The sequence below is a fragment of the Flavobacterium sp. genome, from assembly GCF_039595935.1.
In the GTDB taxonomy this organism is placed as follows: domain Bacteria; phylum Bacteroidota; class Bacteroidia; order Flavobacteriales; family Flavobacteriaceae; genus Flavobacterium.
On the sequence record NZ_JBCNKR010000006.1, the window covers coordinates 3085923 to 3108047 of the forward strand.

Genomic DNA, 22125 nt, shown 5'->3' on the forward strand with positions numbered 1-22125 from the left:
GTACAAATATAAGAATTGCCAGTTGTAGTAAGAAAGAAATTATTTGGTTTTTTCTTGCCGCTTTGTTTAAATAGACGTTTTTTACAACTGTTTTTCGTTATTTTTTGAGTAATTTGAATTTACTTTTTTGCTCTAAATCAGCTCTTCAATATGTTTTTTAATGTTTTCTGAAATCTTTCTTGTTGGCAGGTCATTTTCGTCATCTCCAAACGGATCTTCGATTTCTTCTGCGATAAGCTCCAAACTCGCCAGAACGTAAAAAATAAAAACCACTACGGGAGCCACCAGATACCCTAAACTTACTGAATACCCAAACGGAAGTGTCATGGTATAAAAGAAAATGAACTTTTTGATAAAAGCGCTGTAAGAGTAGGGAATAGGTGTGTTTTTGATGCGTTCGCAAGCGCCGCAGATATCTGTAAAAGCGGTTAGTTCGTCATTTAAAGTAATCAGCTGTTCGCCCGATATTTTTTTTGCATCATATAAATCATTGATTTTATGATACATTATTCTTTTTAACTGATTGGGTTTGTGTTTATGATGATCGATTTCTAAATCAACATCTTCAAAAAGCTGTTTACTTGTATCCGCATCTTTTAAATGTTTGTGCAGAATATCAGCATAGAGTGGAATAAATTTTCTAAAAAAACTTCTGTCATTTTCGTCTTTTAAAATAGCCGAAAGTTTTATCGCCAGATTACGGCTGCTGTTTACAAGTCCGCCCCAAAGTTTGCGGCCTTCCCACCAGCGGTCGTAAGCGGTATTGGTTCTAAAAACCAGTAATAACGAAATTACGAAACCCAGCATTCCGTGCATAATAGGAATGTTATGGATGTAATCGTTTTTGGTAATTTTAAAATATTCAACTTCCAGATAACCAACTGTTGCAGCATAAACACCAATCGCAAGCATGATTGGTAATAGTTTTCTAACTGTGTCTGATTTGTGAAAATGGAATATAAATGTAAACCATTCTTTGGTATTGTATGAGATCATCTAAAATTTGTTTGGAAACAAATTTAAATTAAAAATCGTCCTAATTTGTTGTAAAATGAAAAAAAATCTGCTGAATCTGCGAGCTGATTTTTTTCCCGCAGATTCAGGAGATTTAGTAGATGAAGATGAGTTGCAACTAATGCGTTGTGTTTTAGATGTAAGTGCTTCTAGTTCTTTTAATTATTAGGTAAAAAATTAAAAATTCATATTTCCTGCTAATTCTTTTAAAGCAATTTCAGATAATTTTGCTTCATACTGTGCGTTGCTGTAGCGCACTTTGGCATTTACATAGTTGAGTTGAGCTGTTCTAAAATCAAGTGTTGTGATAGTTCCAATTCTGAATTTATCTAAAGTAATCTGCAAATTTTGTTTGGCAATAGCTTCATTATCTTCTTCTAAATCAATTAATTCTAAATTGGTCAAATACGTTTGAAAAGCAGTGCTTAACTGCGTGTTTAAAATCATATTTTGCTGTTCAATCGCAATTTGAGAATTTTCGATTTGAAGTTTGGCTACTTTTTCGTTTCGATGCTGGTTAAACCCGTCAAAAATGTTCATGCTGGCTGTAAAACCATAACTTAAACCTCTGGAAGATGTTTCACTCGTAAAACCTAAACTCGACTGGCTTTCGGCAAAATTATAACCCGATGTTAATCTTAAAGTAGGGTAGCGGTCAGCTTTTACCTGTTTAAGCTGGAGTTCTGCAATTCGTTTGTTGATTATCTGCGATTCTAAAGCAGGGTTTTGTTTTTGAGCTAAATCTAATAAATCGGCCAGAACTAATTTATTATCAACCGTTACTACATCTGTAACTGTAAAATTGATTTTTGGATCACGCGCTAAATATTGGTTCAATAATATTTTAGCATTTGCATACGATTCTTTTTGTCTTAATAAAGTAACCTGATCTGTATTTAAATCTACCTGCGCATTTAAAACTTCTAATTTTGAAGCTTTTCCAATACTGAAACGGTTTTGTGCCAATTCTACTCTTTGTTTAGAAATTACAATTGTAGTGTCTAAAGCAGCCAATTGATGCTGCTGCTGAACCAAATCATAATAAGCAGAATTTACCTGACCTATTTTTACCAAAATGGTTCTTTTTAGTTCTGCGTCTCCTAATTTTTGAAGTTCTTTTAACTGATCTAATCTGGCAAACATTTTCATTCCGTCAAAGACAGTCCAGCCTAAACTCACACCATAATTTAAACTGTTGTTTTTGGCATTATTTAATGTAGTAGAAGTTCCATCCTGACGCACCTGAGTTGAATTTGTAACACTGTTATTATCAGTGATAGAAGCTGTTGCTGTTGGCAGCATTCCTGCATTTCCAATTGTAACATTGGTTTCGCTTATGGTAGAATTATTTTTGGCAATTTTTATCTCAAAATTGTTTTCTAAAGCGATTTTCATTGCTTCTTCAATAGTCAAAACATCTTGTGCATTTGTTTTTGCAATGCAGAAGAATAAAACTATTAGAGTGCAGTATAAATTTTTAATATTCATATTGTTTTTCTTTTGTCCCGAGTTCAGAAATTTTATTGAATTAATTTCTGAACTCGGGACTAATACATTCTTATTTACTTTCTCTTTCGTATTCGTCGATACGGTCAAACTCCGGATAGTGTTTTCTTGCTTTTGACCACATAAAATAAATAGCCGGAATAACGAAAAGAGTTAACGCAAGAGAGAAAATAGTTCCTCCAACAATTACAACTCCCATACCAATTCTACTTGTAGAAGCTGCTCCAAGCGACATTGCAATTGGTAAAGCTCCTAATGCAATGGCTAAACTCGTCATTAAAATCGGACGCAGACGTGCTTCTGATGCTTCCAGAATGGCTTCCATTTTTGGTTTGCCCTGTTCGCGTAACTGATTGGCAAATTCCACAATTAAGATACCATTTTTGGTAACCAGACCAATCAACATTACAGTACCAATCTGACTGAAAATATTCCAGGTTTGATTGAACAACCAAAGCGAGAATAAAGCTCCGGCAACCGCCATTGGTACTGTTAATATGATAATAAACGGATCAATAAAACTTTCAAATTGTGCGGCAAGAATCAGGAAGATTAACAATAATGCCAATCCAAATGCAAATGAAGTATTTGAACTACTTTCAACGAAATCTCTTGATTCTCCACTTAAATCAGTTGTAAAAGTATCGTTTAGCACTTTTGCTTTAATTCTGTCCATTTCCTGAATACCGTCGCTGATACTTTTTCCCGGTGCCAAACCTGCAGAAACGGTTGCAGACATGTAACGGTTATTGTGGTATAATTGCGGTGGATTACTTTGCTCAACAACATTTACCACGTTGTCCATTTGAATTAATTCACCTTTTTTGTTTTTTACAAACATCGAAGTTAAATCAAGTGGTTTTGATCTGTCTTTTTGATCAAACTGACCAATAACCTGATATTGTTTTCCGTTTTTGATGAAATATCCAAAACGCTGTCCGCTTAACGAAAGCTGTAAAGTCTGCGCAATATCAATAATAGAAATTCCTAAACTTTCTGCTTTTGCTCGGTCGATGCTTACGTTGATTTCAGGTTTATTGAATTTCAAATTCACATCGGTAGTAGAGAAAACATCGCTTTTACCCACTTCATCCATAAACACCGGAATTTTTTCTTTTAATTTTTCAAAATTCGGAGCCTGAATAATATACTGAATTGGTAAACCACCACGTCTGTTTACGGCAATTGTAGGTTGTTGTGTTACAGATGTTTTAGCATTCGGATATTGTTTGGTCCATTTTGTTAATTCATCAGCAATATCTTTTTGAGATTTTTCTCTTTCATCGACTTCTTTTAATGTAAGTCTTACCAATCCGCTGTTTACAGAGTTTGAGCTGAATCCCGGCGAGGTAATAACCAAACTTACTTTTTTCTCCGGAATCGAATCATCAATTAATTTTGAGATTTCCTGCATAAAACGATCTGTATATTCGTATGAAGATCCTTCTGGAGTTGTCATACGCATGGTTACAGCACTTCTGTCATCATAAGGAGCAGTTTCTTTTGGCAGGATTGTAAAGAATAAATAAATCAATCCAAAACATACAATTAAAATTGGAAAACTTATCCATTTTCTGTCCATAAATTTCGTTAAAGCTTCGGCATAACCGCTGTTCATTTTTTCGAAAAACGGTTCGGTTTTAATGTAGAATTTAGATTTTTTCTGTTCTCCGCCTTTCATTAAATAAGCGTTTAACATTGGCGTTAAAGTCAACGATACAAAAGCAGAAATTAAAACGGCGGCCCCAATTACAACTCCAAATTCTCTAAAGAGTCGGCCTACAAAACCTTCTAAGAAAATTACCGGTAAAAATACCGCTGCCAATGTTACCGAAATCGAAATTACGGCATAGAAAATTTCATTCGAACCTTTAATTGCAGCCTCGATAGGTGACATTCCTTCTTCGACTTTTTTAAAGATATTTTCCGTAACCACAATTCCGTCATCCACAACCAATCCGGTTGCTAAAACAATGGCTAATAATGTTAATACATTAATTGAGAATCCGAAAAGCCACATTATAAAGAAAGTAGCAATTAACGAAACCGGAATATCAATCAAAGGTCTGAAAGCAATTGCCCAGTCTCTAAAGAATAAATAGATAATAATGATTACGAGAATAATCGAAATTCCTAAGGTTTCGGCAACTTCAAGAACTGATTTCTTTACGAAAATAGTATTATCAAGTGCTATATTCAGTTTGATATCTTTTGGAAGATCCTTTTTAAGCGCTTCGTATTTTTTGTAAAACTCTTTTGAAATATCCAGATAATTGGCTCCTGGCATTGGCACAATCGCCAAACCAATCAACGGAAGCCCTGACTGGCTTAATTTTGTTTCCAAATTTTCAGGGCCTAATTCAGCTCCTCCAACATCACTTAAACGAACGATTTTATCTCCATCGGTACGAATAATAATATTGTTGAATTCTTCTGCTTTTGATAAGTTACCAATTGTTTTTACGGTTAATTCGGTATTATTTCCAGTTAGTTTTCCCGAAGGTAATTCTACGTTTTGTGCGTTTAATGCATCACGAACCTCGGCAACCGTACAGCCGTAAGCGGTAAGTTTTACAGGGTCAATCCATAAACGCATTGCGTAACGTTTTTGTCCCCAAATTTGAACGGTACTTACGCCCGGAATTGTTTCCAGTCTCTGTGAAATAACATTTTCAGCGTAATCACTTAATTCTAAAGAGTTACGTGTGTCACTCTGAACTGTCATCGAAATAATAGCATCACTATCCGCATCTGCTTTTGATACAACCGGAGCGGCATCAATATCCTGCGGTAAACTTCTAATAGCCTGCGAAACTTTGTCACGAACGTCGTTTGCGGCTTCTTCTAAATCTTTATCAAGATTAAACTCAATGGTAATGTTACTGCTTCCCTGATTACTGGAAGAAGTTATATTTCGGATTCCGTCAATTGCATTTACTGCTTTTTCAAGAGGTTCTGTAATTTGCGATTCAATAATATCTGCATTGGCTCCGGTATAACTGGTTCTGATAGAAACCTGAGCCGGGTCGATAGAGGGAAATTCTCGAACACCTAAAAAGGTATAACCAATAAAACCGAATAATATGATTAATAAATTCAGTACAATGGTTAAAACAGGTCTTCTGATACTTGTGGTTGATAAACTCATTTGTGATTTTAGATTTTAGATTGTTGATTTTAGATTTCAGATTTATTGCTAAATCTTACCGCCATCTTTAAATCTATATTAAAGTCATTTTAGATCTTAGATTGTTGATTTCAGATTTATTGCTAAATCTTACTGCCATCTTTAAATCTATATTCAAGTCTTTGTGACTTTATGACTTTCGGCTTTATGACTATTTTACTTTAACTTTTATAGGTGCTTCGTTTTTTAATGACATAACACCACTTGTTATTAAAGTATCTCCGGCTTTTAATCCTGATAAAATTAAAATAGAAGCATCAGTTCTTGTTGTTGCATCAACCATAACTTCTTTGGCTTTTCCTATATTGGCAATGTATACTTTTTTACCATCCTGTACCGGAACAATGGCTTGAGAAGGTACAACGATTGCATCTTTAATAATGTTTAAAGGTAATTTTACATCGGCAAAAGTTCCCGGAAAAAGTTTTCCGTCGGTATTATCAGCAATGGCACGAATTTGTAACGTACGTGTTGCTACAGCTATTTCAGGTTCTATAGCATAGATTTTTGCATTGTAGGTTTTATCAGAACCAGAAACGGTAAAATCAATTATAGATCCGTTTTTTACTTCTGCTGCATATTTTTCAGGAATTGAGAATGTGATTTTCAGTTTTCCTGTATTAACTAATTTTGCGACTACAACTGTTGGTGTAATATATGTTCCCGGTGAAATAGAACGTAAACCCACTTTTCCGGAAAATGGTGCTTTTACAGATGTTTTAGATATTTGTGCTCTAATTAATTGACTTTGAGCTTGTGCCGAAGCATAATCTGCTTTTGCGACATCAGCTTCTTCCTGGCTTATGGCTTCTTTTTGAAGTAATAGTTTTGCTCTTCTTTCGTTTTCGGCAGCTAAGTTTTCTTTAGTTACAGCTTGTCTTAACTGTGCTTTTAATTCGATGTCATTCACTTTAAAAAGTACTTGTCCTTTATTTACATAAGTACCTTCACTGAAATAAATACCTTCTACAATTCCTGAAACCTCACTGTGAATTTCGATTTGTTCGTTTGCTTCGATAGAGCCTGATAAAGATAAATTATTGTCAAAAGTCGAAGTTTTAACAACAAGTCCCGTTACGGTTGTTGGTTTGTCTTTATCGCCAAACTTTTTCGATTCGTCGTTTTTGCCTTTGTTGGATATTATTCTGTAGGTAATAAATCCTCCTAAAACAATGATTATTAAGGCGTAGATTAGATGTTTTAATTTCATAAAATTTAGGTGAATGTGTTTTTGATTTATGTTTTTTGCAACTAGCAAATTTAACTTTTTGTACCGAAACCAAAAGGCGTTAGCTTTTATTTAACACTTGGATTACAATAATTTCAAAGTCATTTTTATTCGCTGTAAATGCAAAAGTTTGCATTTAGATATTCTTCTCAGAAAAAGGTTTAAAATGAAAATTGATTTTTTTGAAATAATTTCAAGTTTTTAATTTATTTAATTGATAATTAACTTGTTGTGTTGTTTTTAGATTTTGGAAAATAATTTTAAGTTTTTTTATTTATAAGTTGTTATCCCCAATGAATACCTCAGATGGTAACTTTTTTTTCTCTTTTGTCCGATTTTTTTTGCACTTTATCGAATTTATTTGTAACATTACTATGTTAAACAAAATGTCAATTCCTCTATAGTTTATTAGAATATGTTGTAAGTTTTATTGTTAAAAAAGTGAATTAGGTGTTGTTTTTTTAGGTTTTCACAGAAATTAATCAATAATTGTATTAACAAGTGTTTATATTTTTTGCTCTTAATTACTAAACAAAAATTATATGAAGAAAAAAATACTCTTAGCTTTGTGGTTTACATTATTACTCTTTTCGATAGGGTTTCTTTTTTGGCAAAACGAATTTAAATACAGCCTGCCAACTCCAGTTCCTAAAAATTATCATGCCATAGCGATGGGCTCAAAAATTGATTTATCGCAATGCTGCGCTTATGACAGTAAACCTGTTTTTTTTCACTTTTTTAATCCGGATTGTCCATGTTCAAGGTTCAATGTTCCTCATGTAAGCGATTTGATTAAACAATATGGAGACAAAGTCAATTTTAAAATCGTAGTCTTAAACAAAAAGAAAAATTTTTCCATAGAAGAAATTCAGCAAAAATTCGGAGCTCAGATTCCGGTATATTTTGATGAAGGAATTGCCAAAAAATGCGGCGTGATCTCGACCCCGCAGGCAGTGCTGCTGGATTCAGATCATAATTTATATTACCGTGGAAATTACAATAAAACAAGATATTGCACAGATGCAAACAGTAATTATGCGCAAATGGCAATTGACATGCTGTTGAAACAAAAAAATTCGCCCTCATTTAATGCTTTAGCTCTAAGAGCTTACGGATGTTCGTTACCAAATTGCACTAAATAAATCTATCCACTAACTAAAAAATTAAACCTATGAAAACAAAAGCCAGTTTAAATGAGCAAGATTATCTGCATAGTTTTATGTCTACAATGACACAAAAATCAGATTCAATCATTAATTATGTTCTTGCAGTTTATTTCCTTCTCGGGATTGGATTATCTTTTAAATATGATACTTTCGAAATTGGAGTAGGAGTAGGAACTCTAAATCTTTTGGCCTATTATTCTGCCAAGTTTTTTATTAAAAATTCGAAATTTTATCAATACGTTTTATCTGTGATACTGGCTATATTTATGGCGCAGTATATTTACCAGATGCATGGTTTATTCGAAATGCATTTTACGGTTTTCATTGCCAGTACAATCCTGATTATTTATCAAAACTGGAAACTGCAGATTCCGCTTACGCTTTTGGTTGTACTGCATCACGCGGGCTTGGCTTATCTCCAAAACTTTATTTACAATGATGCAAACGGATTTCAGGTGTATTTTTCTCAGGTAAATTTTGATCTCGAAACGCTGATTATCCATACCGTTTTGGCGGCTGTTGTGTTTTTTATGAACGGATATTGGGCTTATTATTTTAAAGAACACAGCCATAATCATATTTCTAAAATTTCTGATGAATATGAGTTAGAAAACATGAAGCTGGCTTCGGCTAAATTTAGTTCGATGACTGCAACTAAAGAATATAATGATTTTGTGCACAGAACGACTTTAGATTTAAAACTTCCGGTTAATTCTGTTCTTAAGTTAATTGATGTTTCTAAAGGTCATACAGATAATGACAAACTGCTGACTTATTTAGACATGATGAGAGACAGTGCTAAAAAAATTGATGATTTAGTGAATGATATTCATGTAAAATCAACTAATACAAGGCATTAAACTCTCTCAGAACCAACTTCCAAAAATACACGCAGAATCACCATTATTATTAATTGTTAATTGAAAATTTATGGATACCAGATTTAACCGGCCAACTCCTTCAGACCGCGAAGTCGACTGGAATAAAAATAAAGTATTACTTAGTAAAACAGATAAAAACGGAACAATTCTGTATGCCAATGAAGATTTTATAGATGTCTCAGGATATGATGAATTTGAACTTGTTGGACAACCTCACAATATTGTGAGACATCCTGATATGCCAAAAGTTATTTTCAAATTTTTATGGGACAGTATTAAATCAAGTGAAAATATTCATGTAATTATAAAAAATATGGCCAAAACCGGCCGATATTACTGGGTAGTTACTGATTTTAAAATTGTTGCCGATGAAAATGGCGATATTGTGGGGTATTTCGGAACCAGAAAATCGGTTCCTGAGCCTATTATTACAAAATTTATAGAGCCGTTATACAGAAAACTTTTGCAGATAGAAGAAACCAGCGGCATAATTGCTTCTGAAGAATATTTAGTCGGATTTTTAGAAGAGCGAAAAAAATCATACATGGAATATGTAGATCATTTAATTGCAACCGGAAAAGACGATAAAAATAAAGTCAGCAAAGGATTATTCAGTGGTTTATTTGATAAAAGTCCTCCAAAAAAATAATTAAGAAAAAAAATATGTACTTCATTGCATCACTATATTCGATAAAAACATTTGCCCCCCAACAAATCTAGTCACCTGAATATTCATAACTTTTTAAGAGTTAGATGCAGTGGAGTATATTTTTTTTTAAGATTCTAAGGTTCTGAGGTTCTAAGATGCTAAGATTTTATGCTCTGTGAACCTTCGCTTCGCTCAGAATGACAATAGTTTGAATGAACTTTTCTACTTTGAGCCTTTGTAACTTTGAATCTAAAAAAACTTAGCATCTTAGAACCTCAGAACCTTAGCCTCTTTAAGAAATATAATTCCAAATATTTTTCTTTTTGGTCAATTCGATAAAAACAGCTTTAAGAATAGCGTGTTCAGGTTTTTGAAGAGGAGCGTCTTCTTTAAGGACTTTCATGGCATAGTTTCGTGCCAAAGACAAAATATCACGATCGCGAACAATATCTGCGATTTGAAGGTTTAAAACACCACTTTGCTGCGTTCCCATTAAATCTCCGGGACCGCGAAGTTTAAGATCGACTTCTGCAATTTCAAAACCATCGTTGGTTTGCACCATCGTTTCCATTCGGGTTTTACTGTCGGTACTTAATTTATGTCCGGTCATTAAAATACAGTAACTCTGTTCTGCGCCACGACCTACACGGCCGCGTAACTGATGCAGCTGTGATAAACCAAAGCGTTCAGCACTTTCGATAATCATAACGCTGGCATTGGATACATTTACACCCACTTCAATAACCGTTGTAGCCACCATAATATTGGTTTTTCCTTCAGAAAAACGTTTCATTTCGGCGTCTTTGTCAGCCGGTTTCATTTTTCCGTGCACAATTGAAATGGAATACTGCGGAAGCGGAAAATCTCTCGAAATACTTTCATAACCGTCCATCAAATCCTTATAATCCATTTTTTCAGATTCCTGAATTAACGGATAAACAATATAAATCTGTCTTCCTTTTGCGATTTCATCACGCAGGAATTTCCAGACTTTTAAACGATTAGTGTCAAAACGATGCACGGTTTGGATTGGTTTTCGTCCAGGTGGTAATTCATCAATAACCGAAACATCCAAATCGCCATACAAACTCATCGCCAGAGTTCGCGGAATTGGCGTTGCCGTCATTACTAAAACATGCGGCGGAATATCATTTTTCTTCCATAATTTCGATCTTTGCTCAACACCAAAACGATGCTGCTCATCAATAATTGCCAGACCTAAATTCTGAAATTGCACTTTATCTTCAAGTAATGCATGAGTTCCAATTAAAATCTGCAGACTTCCATTTTCGAGTTCTTCGTGAATAATTTTTCTTTCAGAAGTTTTAGTCGATCCGGTTAAGATTTTAATATTGATATTTAAAGTATTCGCAAATTCAGACAAACCAAGAAAATGCTGATTAGCCAAAATCTCTGTAGGCGCCATTAAACAAGCCTGAAATCCATTATCGATAGCCAAAAGCATGCTCATAAAACCCACAATTGTTTTCCCTGAACCCACATCACCCTGCAGTAAACGATTCATTTGAGCGTTGCTGCCCATATCTGAGCGGATTTCTTTCAACACTCTTTTTTGGGCATTGGTTAAATCAAATGGCAGGTGATTTTGATAAAATTCATTAAAAAGCGTTCCCACTTTTGTAAAAGGATGGCCTTTTATTTTGTGTTTCCGAATTAGATTTTTGGTAATTAACTGAAGCTGAATGAAAAATAATTCTTCAAATTTTAATCTAAATTGGGCTTTTGCCAAAGCATCGGCACTTTTAGGAAAATGTATGTTGAATAAAGCGGCTCTTTTAGAAATCAGTTTTAATTCTTCAATTAAATAAGGCGGAAAAGTTTCTGTAAACAAAGCCTGAGTTTCTATAAACAATTGTTCCATCATTTTGTTGATGGTTCTGTTTGAAATTCCGCGGTTTGTCAACGTTTCTGTAGAAGGATAAACAGGCTGCATCGCCGAACGAAGACTTTTCTCGTGCTCGCTCAATAATTCAATTTCGGGGTGCGCCATACTAAACTGGCTTCCATACAGAGAACATTTTCCAAAAATAACCAACTGTTCATTAAGCTTTAAACTCTCCCGAATCCATTTATGACCCTGAAACCAGTTCAGTTCAATCATTCCGGTTTCATCAACAAAACTGGCAACTAAACGCTTTTTGTTCTTAGCAAATTCAACTGTTTTGATGTTGATGATTTTCCCAATAATCTGAACCTCAGTTCCAGTATTCTGTAACTCATTGATCTTATAATACCGTGTCCTGTCAATATATCGATTTGGGTAAAAATTGACTAAATCTCCATATTTATGAATTCCTAATTCCTTACGAAGCAATTGACCACGACTCGGGCCAACACCTTTTAAGTATTCGATAGGAGTTTCAAGAAGATTATTAGACATGAAGGGAGTTGGGATTTTAGATTTTAGATTGTTGATTTTAGATTTTTAGATAATATAGAGTAAAGAATAAAGAAAATAGACTAGATTATCTCTATTTTCTTTATTCTTTACTCTTTTCTCTATTTAAAAAAGCGAAGATAAATTTTAATTGGGAAATTTGAAAGCGAGATAGTCTTGAAAATTTATTACTCAGATAAGCAACCTTTTAAGAAAAAACTTATCTATTTAATTAGATAAACCTTAAAATAAAGCAAAATGAAAAAAATTACCGCAGTTTTTATATTAATGTTTAGTATTCTTTCCTGTTCAAACGATGATGCCGATTCCAGAAATTCTTCTGCTTATTACGGAAAATGGAAATTAACGAGTATGACTGGTTCTTTTATTCAGGCTATTTATATCATTGGCGAACCGCAATATCAAGAGTTTTATGACTTTAAAAGAGATAATACTTTTGTAAAAACCAGAACGCAAAATGGTGTAACGACTACAGCATCAGGAACTTTTTCGATTGTAGAAATTCAGAACAAACCTCATTTTCAGTTAACGTATGCCAGTACAAGTACTATTATTGGCAGCTGTACCGGAAATTTAAGTGAAGAATTATTTATCAACGACGCCGGTGATCTAACCAGCACATGGCGAAATTGTGACGGTCCGGACTTGGTTTATGAAAAAACGAAATAATTTTTTGAATTTGCTAAACTATAAATACTTGAAAAACTCTGCTGCATTTTCGGCAGAGTTTTTTTATTATTTGAAGTCAGAATTATTTTAATAAATAAAGATAATTATTAGATTTGTTGAAATATATGCCACTAAAAAAATGAGTAAAATAGAAAAAGTTCCTTTTGAAACCCTTGAGTTTTCAGGTATTACCTTTAAAGTTATAAATCGTCACGCAGCTCACGAAATAATTGGTGAACTTACCAATTTTGACAATCAAAAAATCTACAATGTTTTTGAAGATACCTGGCGTTTTCCGGATTATGAAGAAAATCCAATATTTCTTTTAGCAGAAGAAGATGTTGAAATGGATTTATTTGAGATGGATTTCAGTACAGAAGAACATCAGGATATTTTCATTCTTGGATTTATTTTTAAAGGAAATCTTCAGGTAAAAAAACTAATAAGTTCTTACGATACAGATAATTCTCCTGCTTTAATTGTTTTGGGAGAAACATCCGCAGTAAACATACATTTGTTTGGAAGCGTACATTATTTAGGCGGCGGTTTAAAATGCGATACTATTGTTGGTGAATACAATCACGGAGAACTTTTCGTAAAAGGCGATGTTGTTTCCAGATTAATTTACAGCGATGATATGCCAATGCATTTTGAACGTTTTACCGATATTCAGGCGATCATTAATGTAAACAGACCAGATGTGATGATTTGCAGTAACGTTAGTGATGCTGACGGAAATCTTTTAACTTTCGAAAACTACTTTCCTTCAACCAATAATTTATCTGATATTGTTGATGATTCGTTTATTGAATATACAAAGTATGGCACTGAAATACTAGGAAATGATTATCTGGATGCCTTCAAAAAAGGGCTTTCTATTCTTGATCACGATAAAAAAGATAAATATATGTATGCTGATTTTCGAAATCAGTTTATAAATATGATTGAGGAATTGTCTGAAAATGAGGAATTTTTGAGCGAAGGAAAAATCATCAGAAATATTGGAAATACGTTATATCAATTTCTTCCTTTTGAATATGAAGGCAAAAAATACAGTCAGATTTCAGAAGAAATAGGAAATGGTTTCAATATCAGAATGCGTGCTTTATGGTGCCATGATGATGAAGAAATCACGCTTGTTCTGGAATACCTTTATGATGACGGAAATCCAAAATTTCAGTGGGCAAATAATGAAACTGCACCCGGAATTGAGATGTTCTGCGTAAAATGTACAGCAGTAAATGCCTTTGAAATGCTTACTGCAGAAGTTGTTGAAGACGAAGAAGAAGATGAAAGAGAGTATCAGGAGTATAGCAACACTTTTACTTTAGAAGAATATTCGGTTCAGTTTGGCGGTTATGCTTTACCGGAAGATTTGGTGAAATTATATGAATTTGATCAAAAATACGGATCAGATACTTATTCTGAATGTTTTGGATTATTGGTGTGGAATGATAAAACAGGTATAAAATCCTGGTCTGAAAAAGAAGAGTTTTATAATAGTTTTATTGAATTTGCCGGCGCAAATGGTTCAGGAAGTTCGTATGCTTACTGGCTTATTGATAAAGATTTGAATAACTGTCCGATAGTTGTTTTTGGAGACGAAGGCGGAATTCATGTCGTAGCAGAAAATACCCGAAAACTAATTCATCTTTTGACTTTAGATACTGAAATTTCAGTTGATTTTGATAAGGCTTATTTCTATCAGGATGAAGGATATTACGAAGAAAGTGAAAACAAAGAAGTATTTCAGGAATGGGTTAAAAATGAGTTTAATCTAGACCCAATCGAAACAAATGAAGAAACTGACGTAATTGTAGTTGAAGCCAAAGCAAAATACAAAAAACGTCTGAATGATTTCTTAACCAAATTTGATATTGAAATTGGTGAAGATGATGAATAGTTTTTAAAACTATATACTTTGCATTATTTATCTTTGAATAAAAATTAAAAAATGGCAACACATTTAGCACTTTTACGCGGAATTAACGTTTCCGGACACAACATGATTAAAATGGAAGCTTTGAAATCAATGCTGGAAAATCTTGGTTTTAAAAATGTTCGAACTTATCTGCAATCAGGAAATGTTTTTGTAGATAGTGACGAAGATGCGCCAAAAGTGGGTTTTATGATTAAACAGGAAATTTTTAAGGTTTTTGGGCATGAAGTTCCTGTTGTTGTAATTTCAAAAAAAGATCTTGAATTGTGTTTTACAAACAATCCGTATTTGAAAGAAAAAGAAATTGACGAGAAAAAACTGTATGTTGTTTTTTCTTCTATTGTCTTAAAAAAAGAAAATATACACGATTTAAAAATCAGTCAGTTTAAACCGGACGAAGCCAGCATTGACGAAAACCGAATTTTTATTAAATATAATATTGGAGCCGGAAAAACCAGATTGGAACTCAAATATATTGAGAAAAAACTCAATATAATAGGAACAATGCGAAACTTAAATACGGTTACAAACCTGCTGAAAATGTATGAAGAATAAAAGCTAATCCCGAAGCCATTTCTGCATGGCCGGGAAAGCTTTTTTATTTTCTTTTTCCGCACGCTCATTTCCCAGACATAAACCCATCCATTCTAAAAGGGGTAAACCCAAATAATTTTTATTGCTAAAATTAGAAATCAGCCATTCAGAATCATTTTTATAACCATTAGGGTGAAATACAAATTCTAGAGGCAGTTCTAAATGATTTGCAGCGGCAAATGACCATAAAATAGCTGCGATTTCTTCTCCCTGCGTTGGCCAGTCGGTTGAGATTTCATTTGTGCCCACAAGTTTTCTTTCTGCAGATGTGGTAACGGCCAAATGTCCGGCTTCATGCAAAATATCTCCAGGATAAAGTAATTTATCATAATCGATATAAATACAATTAGAACCCAAGTCTAATCCGGGTAAAAAAGTGTCGCCCAAATCCTTTTCAATAACTGTAATACCTATTTCATCTAAAAAGCGAAGAACTAGTTTTACATCTGTAGTTTCTTTTAATGACATGTTTTTATTTTATAATCGGTAAATTAAACAAGGTCACAATACCAAAATCCATAATCAAAAGCGTCAGGAGCACTTGTATCACAGGCTGTATCTGATGAATTTGTATTTTTAGGTTTTTCGTATTTACGATATACGATTTCTCCAATTTCAAAATCGATAGGTTTTGAGAAAATCGGACCATCAAAAGTAAAAGTATGAAATTCTCCATTTTCACCGCAGACATCTACATTTTCAGGCAAATCATCAATAAAACTCTGATCAATAATTCGACCCACAAAACTTTTATCTAAATAACGTTCGTTTACACAAACCACTATGGTTTTAAAACCAAGCGAAATAAATTCCTGAATTAAATCGTGAGAAGGAATTTTCCAGATAGGAAAAACACCCGTAAAACCAATTCTGGCAAGCTGTTCTTCACGATATTTTCTTAAATCTTCCAGAAAAATATCCCCAAAGACAGAATGTGTAATTCCTTCATTTTTTAATTGGGTTAATGTATCCATCATCACTTGTTCATAAACTTCCATGGTTGGCATTTCAGGAATCTGCATGATTTTTAATGGAATCACAATGCTTTCTGCTTGTGCCTGCAATAATTCAACACGAACACCATGCATCGAAATTCGGAGGTATTGCTGATTGACGCTCGTCAATAAATATTCAATTTTGTATTCCGGATTTTGAAGAATTTTATATAAAGTCAGAGCAGAATCTTTTCCGCTGCTCCAGTTAAATAAAGCTTTTTTAGGTGTAGACACGTTTGTTTATTTTTGTATGGTAAACTTACAAATTTCATTCGATTTGTTTATGAAACCTTTGTAACTTTGAATTTTGCCACTAATTTTTTTTCAATGAAATATATTTTTCTTTTAATAACCACCTTTGTTTTCGCCCAACAAACCCAATATGTTGATTTTAAATCTGTTTCAGGCCAATTAAAGATAGTTGAGACCCAAAAAATAATTTTCGGAGAGGTTGATTATAATTTTGAAGTTCTACAACCTATTGATACCATAAAAATTGACGCAAAAAACATGCAGTTTTCAAACGTTAAAATAGACGGAAAAGAGGCAGTTTTTGTGAATACAGGAAAAGAACTTCAAATAATAAATCACTTTCAAAAAGGGAATAATCATTTGACATTCAGCTACAATGCAAAACCAAAACAAGCGTTGTATTTTGTAAACATAGAAAATGATGATATTCAAATCTGGACGCAAGGGCAGGGAAGATATACCAGTAACTGGTTTCCGAGTTTTGATGATGTAAACGAAAAAGTAATCTTCAATCTCGGAATTACTTATAAGAAAGACTATCAGGTTGTATCAAACGGAGTTTTAAAAAGTAAAACCGAGAAAGATAATCTTGTGCACTGGCAATACGAAATGGAAAATCCAATGAGTTCTTATTTATTGGTTCTATCCATTGGAAAATATGATAAAAAAGAATTTAAGTCTAAATCAAAAATCCCTTTAGAATATTATTTAGAGAATAAAGATACAGCGCGTTTTGAATCAACTTATCGTTATTCTAAGCGTATTTTTGATTTTCTGGAGAAAGAAATTGGCGTAAAATATCCGTGGAAAGTATTCAGACAAATTCCGGTTCGTGATTTTTTATATGCCGGAATGGAAAACACAACGACTACACTTTTTACAACCCGCTACGTGGTTGATGATATCGCATTTTTAGACAGAAATTATACAAATGTCGACGCTCATGAATTAGCACATCATTGGTTTGGTGATTTAATTACAGCCGAAAGCAGTACACATCATTGGCTTCAGGAAGGTTTTGCGACTTATTATGCTTTGCTGGCAGAAAGATCAATTTTTGGAGATGATTATTTCTACGCCAAATTATATGATACAGCACAGCAGATAAAATTTGCATCAAGAACCGATACAATTCCGGTTTTGAATGCCAAAGCAAGTTCGCTTACTTTTTATGAAAAAGGAGCTTGGGCGCTTTTTGTTTTGCATGAATCAATTGGTGATAAAGCTTTTAAAAAAGCAGTAAAAAATTATTTAAAAAAATACGCCTTTAAGAATGTCAATACACAAAATTTCTTTGATGAAGTAAAAAAAGTTTCTGATTTTGATTTAGTTCAGTTTCAAAAAACATGGCTGGAATCAACTGCTTTTGATACCTCAACGGCAAATGCCTTACTAAGTAAAAACAAAGCTATTCAAGTGCGTTTAGAAGTGGATAAATTGAAGAAAACGCCTTTAAATGAAAAGATAAATTTTTTCAAAGAAACTTTAGATTCAGATATTCATTATTCTGTAAAAGAAGCAGTTATTTCTCAGATTCAAAACGAAAAATATGAAAATAAAAAAGAATTATTACTAAAAGCACTTCACCAAAACAGCCTGCAATTGCGACAGACTCTGGCAGAAACTTTATCGACAATTCCCGAAGATTTTAGAACAGAATATGAAACGCTTCTGGATGATAAATCATATGAAACACAGGAAATTACATTGTTTTATTTATGGAAAAACTTTCCAAGTCATAGAACAGAATATCTGGATAAATCGAAAAACTGGATTGGTTTTAACGATTATAATCTGAGAACATTATGGTTGTCGCTTGCTTTATCAACAATGAATTACAGCGATAATCCTGAAGAACTTGTGAATGAATTAGTAGCATTTTCGACCACAAAATACGAAGCCACAACACGCCAGAATGCTTTAGAAAAACTCATTGCTTTTAAGTTTATAAATGATGAAGTTTTAACCAATTTAGTAAACGCTACAACGCACCATATGTGGCAGTTTTCAAAATTTGGAAGAGACTCGATCAGAGTTTTATTGAAAAATTCAGAAATGCGTGCTTCATTTAATAGAATTTTGCCTAATTTGAACCCCGATGAACAATTTCAATTGAATCGTTTGTTGAAAGAGTAGAGCGAGGTAGAATAAAGAAGCAAGATAAAGACTGAATTTAAATCTTGTCTCTTGTTTCTATTATCTTTCCTCTTAAAAAAAATCCAAAAACAAAACCTACTATAAAATTTATGAGAGCATTAGTTATTTCTGGCGGCGGAAGTAAAGGCGCATTTGCCGGAGGAGTTGCACAGTATTTAATAGAAGAAAAACGACATGAATACGATTTATTCATCGGAACCTCTACAGGAAGTCTTTTAATTCCGCATTTAGCTCTCGGTCACATCAAGAAAATACATTCCGTATATACAAACGTAAGCATGAGTAAGATTTTCAATATCTGCCCTTTTGTTGTAAAAGTAAAGGACGGAATTGATATTGTGACTATTAATCACTTTAACGTTTTGCGTCAGTTTTTTAGAGGAAAAAGAACCTTTGGAGAAAGTAAAGGATTGAAAAAATACATTACAAATAACTTTTCTCTAACCGATTTTAATAAGCTGAAAAAGCTTCATTGTGATGTTGTAATTACCGTAACCAATTTAACAAAAAACGAAGCTGAATATAAATCCGTTAAAGATTGTACTTACGAAGAATTTTGTGAATGGTCCTGGATATCGAGTAATTATATTCCGTTTATGAGTCTGGCTACCAAAAACAATTATGAATATGGTGACGGAGGTTTCTCAAGTTTAGTTCCAATTCGTGAAGCTATCAATCGCGGTGCAACTGAAATTGATGTAATTATTTTGGAAACAGAAGTCAATACCAGTAAAATGGTGATTGGAAAAAATCCATTTTCACTGATGATTGATTTGTTTAGAATTGCCTTAGATCAGGTCGAAAAACATGATATTGCTATAGGAAAACTTATGGCAAATAGTAAAGATGTAAAACTTAATTTATATTACACGCCTACAAAATTAACTGATAACGCTTTGATTTTTAATAAAGAAATAATGAAAGAGTGGTGGAAACAAGGTTATGAATATGCTCAGAATAAATCTGAGGTTATGAGTGATAATAAGATATTGATTTAAGATTTTAGATTTCAGAATTTAGATTTTAGATTGTTCTTGGGATGGAAATATACCCTCAATAATCTAAAATCTGAACTCTAAAATTTGATTCTACCAAAGTTCTGCAACTTCATTTTTAATAAAACTTAAAGCGGCGTTGCTTGGAGATTGTTTTTCCAGTAAATCATTCAAGATAACTTCTCGAAGTTTATCAGCATTTTCAACACGATCGCTCATAGCAGCTTTACGAATCATTTGAATCGTTGTGTTTTTTGCTGTCGTAATAATAGTCCAGCATTCTTCAGACATATAAATTTGCTGAGTTAAATTATGCTCAAATTCCTGTTCGATTTGATCGATTACGAAATTTTCGTAGTCATGTTTATTCTGAGAAATTGGAGAAACTCTAATCAATAATTTCGTTAGATTGATACGTTCTAAAAACAATGTCATACGCTCGTAAGCCTGTAAACGTATTGGTAATGACTCTTTATGAGCTTGTTTGTTTAATAAAAAAGCACGTTTTTTATCATTGTTTTTAATATGCAGTTCAAAAAAACTGTAGGCTACAAATCCGGTAACAATTGCCGGCAATGTATAACTTGCTAATTCGATAATTCTGGTAAAATCCATTTGGGTAAAATTTTTTAGCAAAAATATACTTTTTGGTGAGAAATCCACTTTAAATTTATCCGAATAAACAAATACTAAAACTTACTTTTGCACTTTGCTTTTTAATGAATGTAATATTGTTTTAATGGACTCATATATAATATTTTTTCTTTGTTTAGCAGCTTTTGCCGCTGGATTTATTGATGCAATTGTAGGCGGCGGCGGATTAATCCAAACTCCAATGGGATTAATTTTATTGCCAAATCTTCCGGTTTCTACCGTTATTGGAAGTTTAAAAATTCCAGCCTTCAGCGGTACTGCATTTGCGGCTTTTCAATACTTAAAAAAAGTAGCCATAGAAAGGAAATTGCTTTTATTGATGATGTGTTTGGCATTTCCGTCGGCATTTTTGGGTTCAGCGATATTAACACTTGTGAGTAATGATTTTATGAAACCGCTTCTGCTTGTGGTTTTATCATTACTGTTTATTTATACTTATGCAAAGAAAAACTTCGGACAGCATGCTGCTAAAGATCATTCGCAAACAAAGCAAATAATCTATGCTGTTTTGATGAGTATAATAATTGGTTTTTATGATGGTTTTATAGGACCCGGAACAGGCAGTTTTTTAGTTGTAGGTTTTATTGCGCTTTTAGGTTTCGATTTTTTAAACGCTTCTGCAAATGCTAAAATGGTAAATCTGGCAACGAATTTTGGTTCGATTTGCCTGTTTATGATAAAAGGAAAAATCATTTGGGCAATCGCAATTCCAATGGCAGTAAGTAACGGATTGGGCGGCTGGCTTGGAGCAAAAGTGGCAATCAATAAAGGAAACGGTTTTATTAGAATTTTCTTTTTGGTTGTGGTTGTGGGAACGCTTATTAGATTTGCTTATGATGTTTTTTATAAATAACTTATAAAATAAAGATGTAAAATTTGTGCCGTTAGGCACTAAATATCGGTAGCTAAATAGAATTTAATTTCATTGACGTGCCGTAGGTACGCAATAACAATAATATTGCGTACCTACGGCACGCTTAATCTATTCGTATTAATAATTTCTACCGATATTTAATGCCTAACGGCATATTTTTGATTCTTCTTTTATATAATTATATGCAAGAATATATTTAAATAAGATTCTAAAATGAGGAATTATTTTTAACTTAATTTCTGTTTCAATTATCATTTTGTTAGAGTATATTTGTGAAATAATAATACTAAAAGTATCATTTTATGATAGAAATAGTTGAAAATTACGAGAATTACATTAATAGTTTACCTGAATTAATAGGTAAATCTTACTATAAAGCTGAATTTTTTATGCAAAAATTAGGTTTAAAACATGCTACATATTACAGAAAACTTAGATCAAAAAGCTTTACACATCAAGAAGTTAAACTTATTACTACGATATTATTTCCTGAAGAAATTTTAATGCAGGAATTACAGAAAAGTGAAGATGATATAAAAGCCGGAAGGATAGTTGATCTTTCTGATTTTAAAGAAAAATTAAGAGCTAAGTATAATATCTAAATTCAAAGGATTTCTTTTATTTTTCTATAAGAAGTTTTTTTATATTTTGAACCAATATGATTGTTGTCTTTAATTATATCAAGAATTGAAATAGTCTTTTGTGAAAATAAAACAGCTTTAGTTTTTGAAAATTTATTTACGATTTCAAAATAAGTTTTTTCAGCATTTTCTGTTAGTACTATTTTCATTGCTATCAAAATATTCAGCAAATATATTATTTTTAAAGAATTTTCTCGCAATTTATATTAAAAATCCAATTGCTTGAGCCTAGCCCCGATTGAGGATATCCTCGTAGAGAACCAGAGAGATAAAGCCGAAAGCGGGAACCCATGCCAGAAAAAAGG

General features: G+C 32.9%; 20 protein-coding genes. 11 read left to right on the top strand and 9 right to left on the bottom strand.

The window, feature by feature from the left end; translation table 11 throughout:
* Window positions 1-132 precede the first annotated feature (132 nt).
* Entirely contained in the window at window positions 133-996 is an 864-nt protein-coding gene (locus tag ABDW27_RS23235) for a bestrophin family ion channel (RefSeq protein ID WP_343698065.1), read from the bottom strand.
* 55 nt (window positions 997-1051) lie between these two features.
* Between ABDW27_RS23235 and ABDW27_RS23240 the strand changes: the two genes are divergently transcribed.
* The gene (locus ABDW27_RS23240) at window positions 1052-1183 is read left to right on the top strand and encodes a hypothetical protein (protein ID WP_343698066.1); all 132 of its coding nucleotides are present in this window, start codon (window positions 1052-1054) and stop codon (window positions 1181-1183) included.
* Window positions 1184-1191: 8 nt separating this feature from the next.
* On the opposite strand, the gene ABDW27_RS23245 is transcribed toward ABDW27_RS23240, so the two are convergent.
* The 3 genes from ABDW27_RS23245 to ABDW27_RS23255 all read right to left on the bottom strand — a co-directional run bounded on the left by ABDW27_RS23245 (window position 1192) and on the right by ABDW27_RS23255 (window position 6917).
* Window positions 1192-2502 (bottom strand): TolC family protein, encoded by a 1311-nt coding sequence (locus ABDW27_RS23245; RefSeq protein ID WP_343698067.1) that lies wholly within the window; start codon window positions 2500-2502, stop codon window positions 1192-1194.
* Window positions 2503-2572: 70 nt separating this feature from the next.
* Window positions 2573-5668, bottom strand: coding sequence for an efflux RND transporter permease subunit (locus ABDW27_RS23250; RefSeq protein ID WP_343698068.1), 3096 nt, complete (start codon window positions 5666-5668; stop codon window positions 2573-2575).
* A gap of 190 nt (window positions 5669-5858) precedes the next feature.
* Complete coding sequence (locus ABDW27_RS23255) at window positions 5859-6917, bottom strand: efflux RND transporter periplasmic adaptor subunit (RefSeq protein WP_343698069.1); 1059 nt, start codon at window positions 6915-6917, stop codon at window positions 5859-5861.
* A 560-nt stretch (window positions 6918-7477) separates the two neighbouring features.
* On the opposite strand from ABDW27_RS23255, the gene ABDW27_RS23260 reads away from it, so the two are divergent.
* From ABDW27_RS23260 to ABDW27_RS23270, 3 genes are all read left to right on the top strand, one after another.
* Window positions 7478-8077 (top strand): AhpC/TSA family protein, encoded by a 600-nt coding sequence (locus tag ABDW27_RS23260; protein WP_343698070.1) that lies wholly within the window; start codon window positions 7478-7480, stop codon window positions 8075-8077.
* Between the two features lie 29 nt (window positions 8078-8106).
* On the top strand, window positions 8107-8961 hold the full coding sequence (locus tag ABDW27_RS23265; protein ID WP_343698071.1) for a hypothetical protein: 855 nt from the start codon (window positions 8107-8109) through the stop codon (window positions 8959-8961).
* 70 nt (window positions 8962-9031) lie between these two features.
* The gene (locus ABDW27_RS23270; protein ID WP_343698072.1) at window positions 9032-9631 is read left to right on the top strand and encodes a PAS domain-containing protein; all 600 of its coding nucleotides are present in this window, start codon (window positions 9032-9034) and stop codon (window positions 9629-9631) included.
* A gap of 292 nt (window positions 9632-9923) precedes the next feature.
* Here ABDW27_RS23270 and recG read toward each other — a convergent pair whose 3' ends face one another.
* Window positions 9924-12032, bottom strand: coding sequence for an ATP-dependent DNA helicase RecG (gene recG / locus ABDW27_RS23275; RefSeq protein ID WP_343698073.1), 2109 nt, complete (start codon window positions 12030-12032; stop codon window positions 9924-9926).
* A gap of 255 nt (window positions 12033-12287) precedes the next feature.
* Here recG and ABDW27_RS23280 point away from each other — a divergent pair, with 255 nt between their 5' ends.
* The 3 genes from ABDW27_RS23280 to ABDW27_RS23290 all read left to right on the top strand — a co-directional run bounded on the left by ABDW27_RS23280 (window position 12288) and on the right by ABDW27_RS23290 (window position 15213).
* A complete protein-coding gene (locus ABDW27_RS23280; RefSeq protein ID WP_343698074.1) occupies window positions 12288-12719 on the top strand; it encodes a hypothetical protein in 432 nt (143 codons plus the stop codon).
* Window positions 12720-12858: 139 nt separating this feature from the next.
* Window positions 12859-14622, top strand: coding sequence for a hypothetical protein (locus tag ABDW27_RS23285; protein ID WP_343698075.1), 1764 nt, complete (start codon window positions 12859-12861; stop codon window positions 14620-14622).
* Between the two features lie 51 nt (window positions 14623-14673).
* Complete coding sequence (locus ABDW27_RS23290; protein ID WP_343698076.1) at window positions 14674-15213, top strand: DUF1697 domain-containing protein; 540 nt, start codon at window positions 14674-14676, stop codon at window positions 15211-15213.
* 3 nt (window positions 15214-15216) lie between these two features.
* Here the strand turns inward: ABDW27_RS23290 and ABDW27_RS23295 are convergent, their stop codons facing one another.
* Together ABDW27_RS23295 and ABDW27_RS23300 are read right to left on the bottom strand one after the other, a co-directional pair.
* Window positions 15217-15720, bottom strand: coding sequence for a hypothetical protein (locus ABDW27_RS23295; RefSeq protein ID WP_343698077.1), 504 nt, complete (start codon window positions 15718-15720; stop codon window positions 15217-15219).
* A gap of 23 nt (window positions 15721-15743) precedes the next feature.
* Window positions 15744-16481, bottom strand: coding sequence for a diphthine--ammonia ligase (locus ABDW27_RS23300; protein ID WP_343698078.1), 738 nt, complete (start codon window positions 16479-16481; stop codon window positions 15744-15746).
* Window positions 16482-16574: 93 nt separating this feature from the next.
* Here ABDW27_RS23300 and ABDW27_RS23305 point away from each other — a divergent pair, with 93 nt between their 5' ends.
* Together ABDW27_RS23305 and ABDW27_RS23310 are read left to right on the top strand one after the other, a co-directional pair.
* Window positions 16575-18635 carry a M1 family aminopeptidase gene (locus ABDW27_RS23305; protein WP_343698079.1) on the top strand — a complete coding sequence of 687 codons (2061 nt, stop codon included), beginning with the start codon at window positions 16575-16577 and terminating at the stop codon, window positions 18633-18635.
* A 110-nt stretch (window positions 18636-18745) separates the two neighbouring features.
* A complete protein-coding gene (locus ABDW27_RS23310) occupies window positions 18746-19654 on the top strand; it encodes a patatin-like phospholipase family protein (RefSeq protein ID WP_343698080.1) in 909 nt (302 codons plus the stop codon).
* 90 nt (window positions 19655-19744) lie between these two features.
* Here ABDW27_RS23310 and ABDW27_RS23315 read toward each other — a convergent pair whose 3' ends face one another.
* On the bottom strand, window positions 19745-20266 hold the full coding sequence (locus ABDW27_RS23315; protein ID WP_343698081.1) for a hypothetical protein: 522 nt from the start codon (window positions 20264-20266) through the stop codon (window positions 19745-19747).
* Window positions 20267-20390: 124 nt separating this feature from the next.
* Between ABDW27_RS23315 and ABDW27_RS23320 the strand changes: the two genes are divergently transcribed.
* Together ABDW27_RS23320 and ABDW27_RS23325 are read left to right on the top strand one after the other, a co-directional pair.
* On the top strand, window positions 20391-21158 hold the full coding sequence (locus ABDW27_RS23320) for a TSUP family transporter (RefSeq protein ID WP_343698082.1): 768 nt from the start codon (window positions 20391-20393) through the stop codon (window positions 21156-21158).
* A gap of 323 nt (window positions 21159-21481) precedes the next feature.
* Window positions 21482-21781, top strand: coding sequence for a hypothetical protein (locus ABDW27_RS23325; RefSeq protein WP_343698083.1), 300 nt, complete (start codon window positions 21482-21484; stop codon window positions 21779-21781).
* 2 nt (window positions 21782-21783) lie between these two features.
* Here the strand turns inward: ABDW27_RS23325 and ABDW27_RS23330 are convergent, their stop codons facing one another.
* Complete coding sequence (locus tag ABDW27_RS23330; RefSeq protein ID WP_343698084.1) at window positions 21784-21969, bottom strand: hypothetical protein; 186 nt, start codon at window positions 21967-21969, stop codon at window positions 21784-21786.
* Window positions 21970-22125 lie beyond the last annotated feature (156 nt).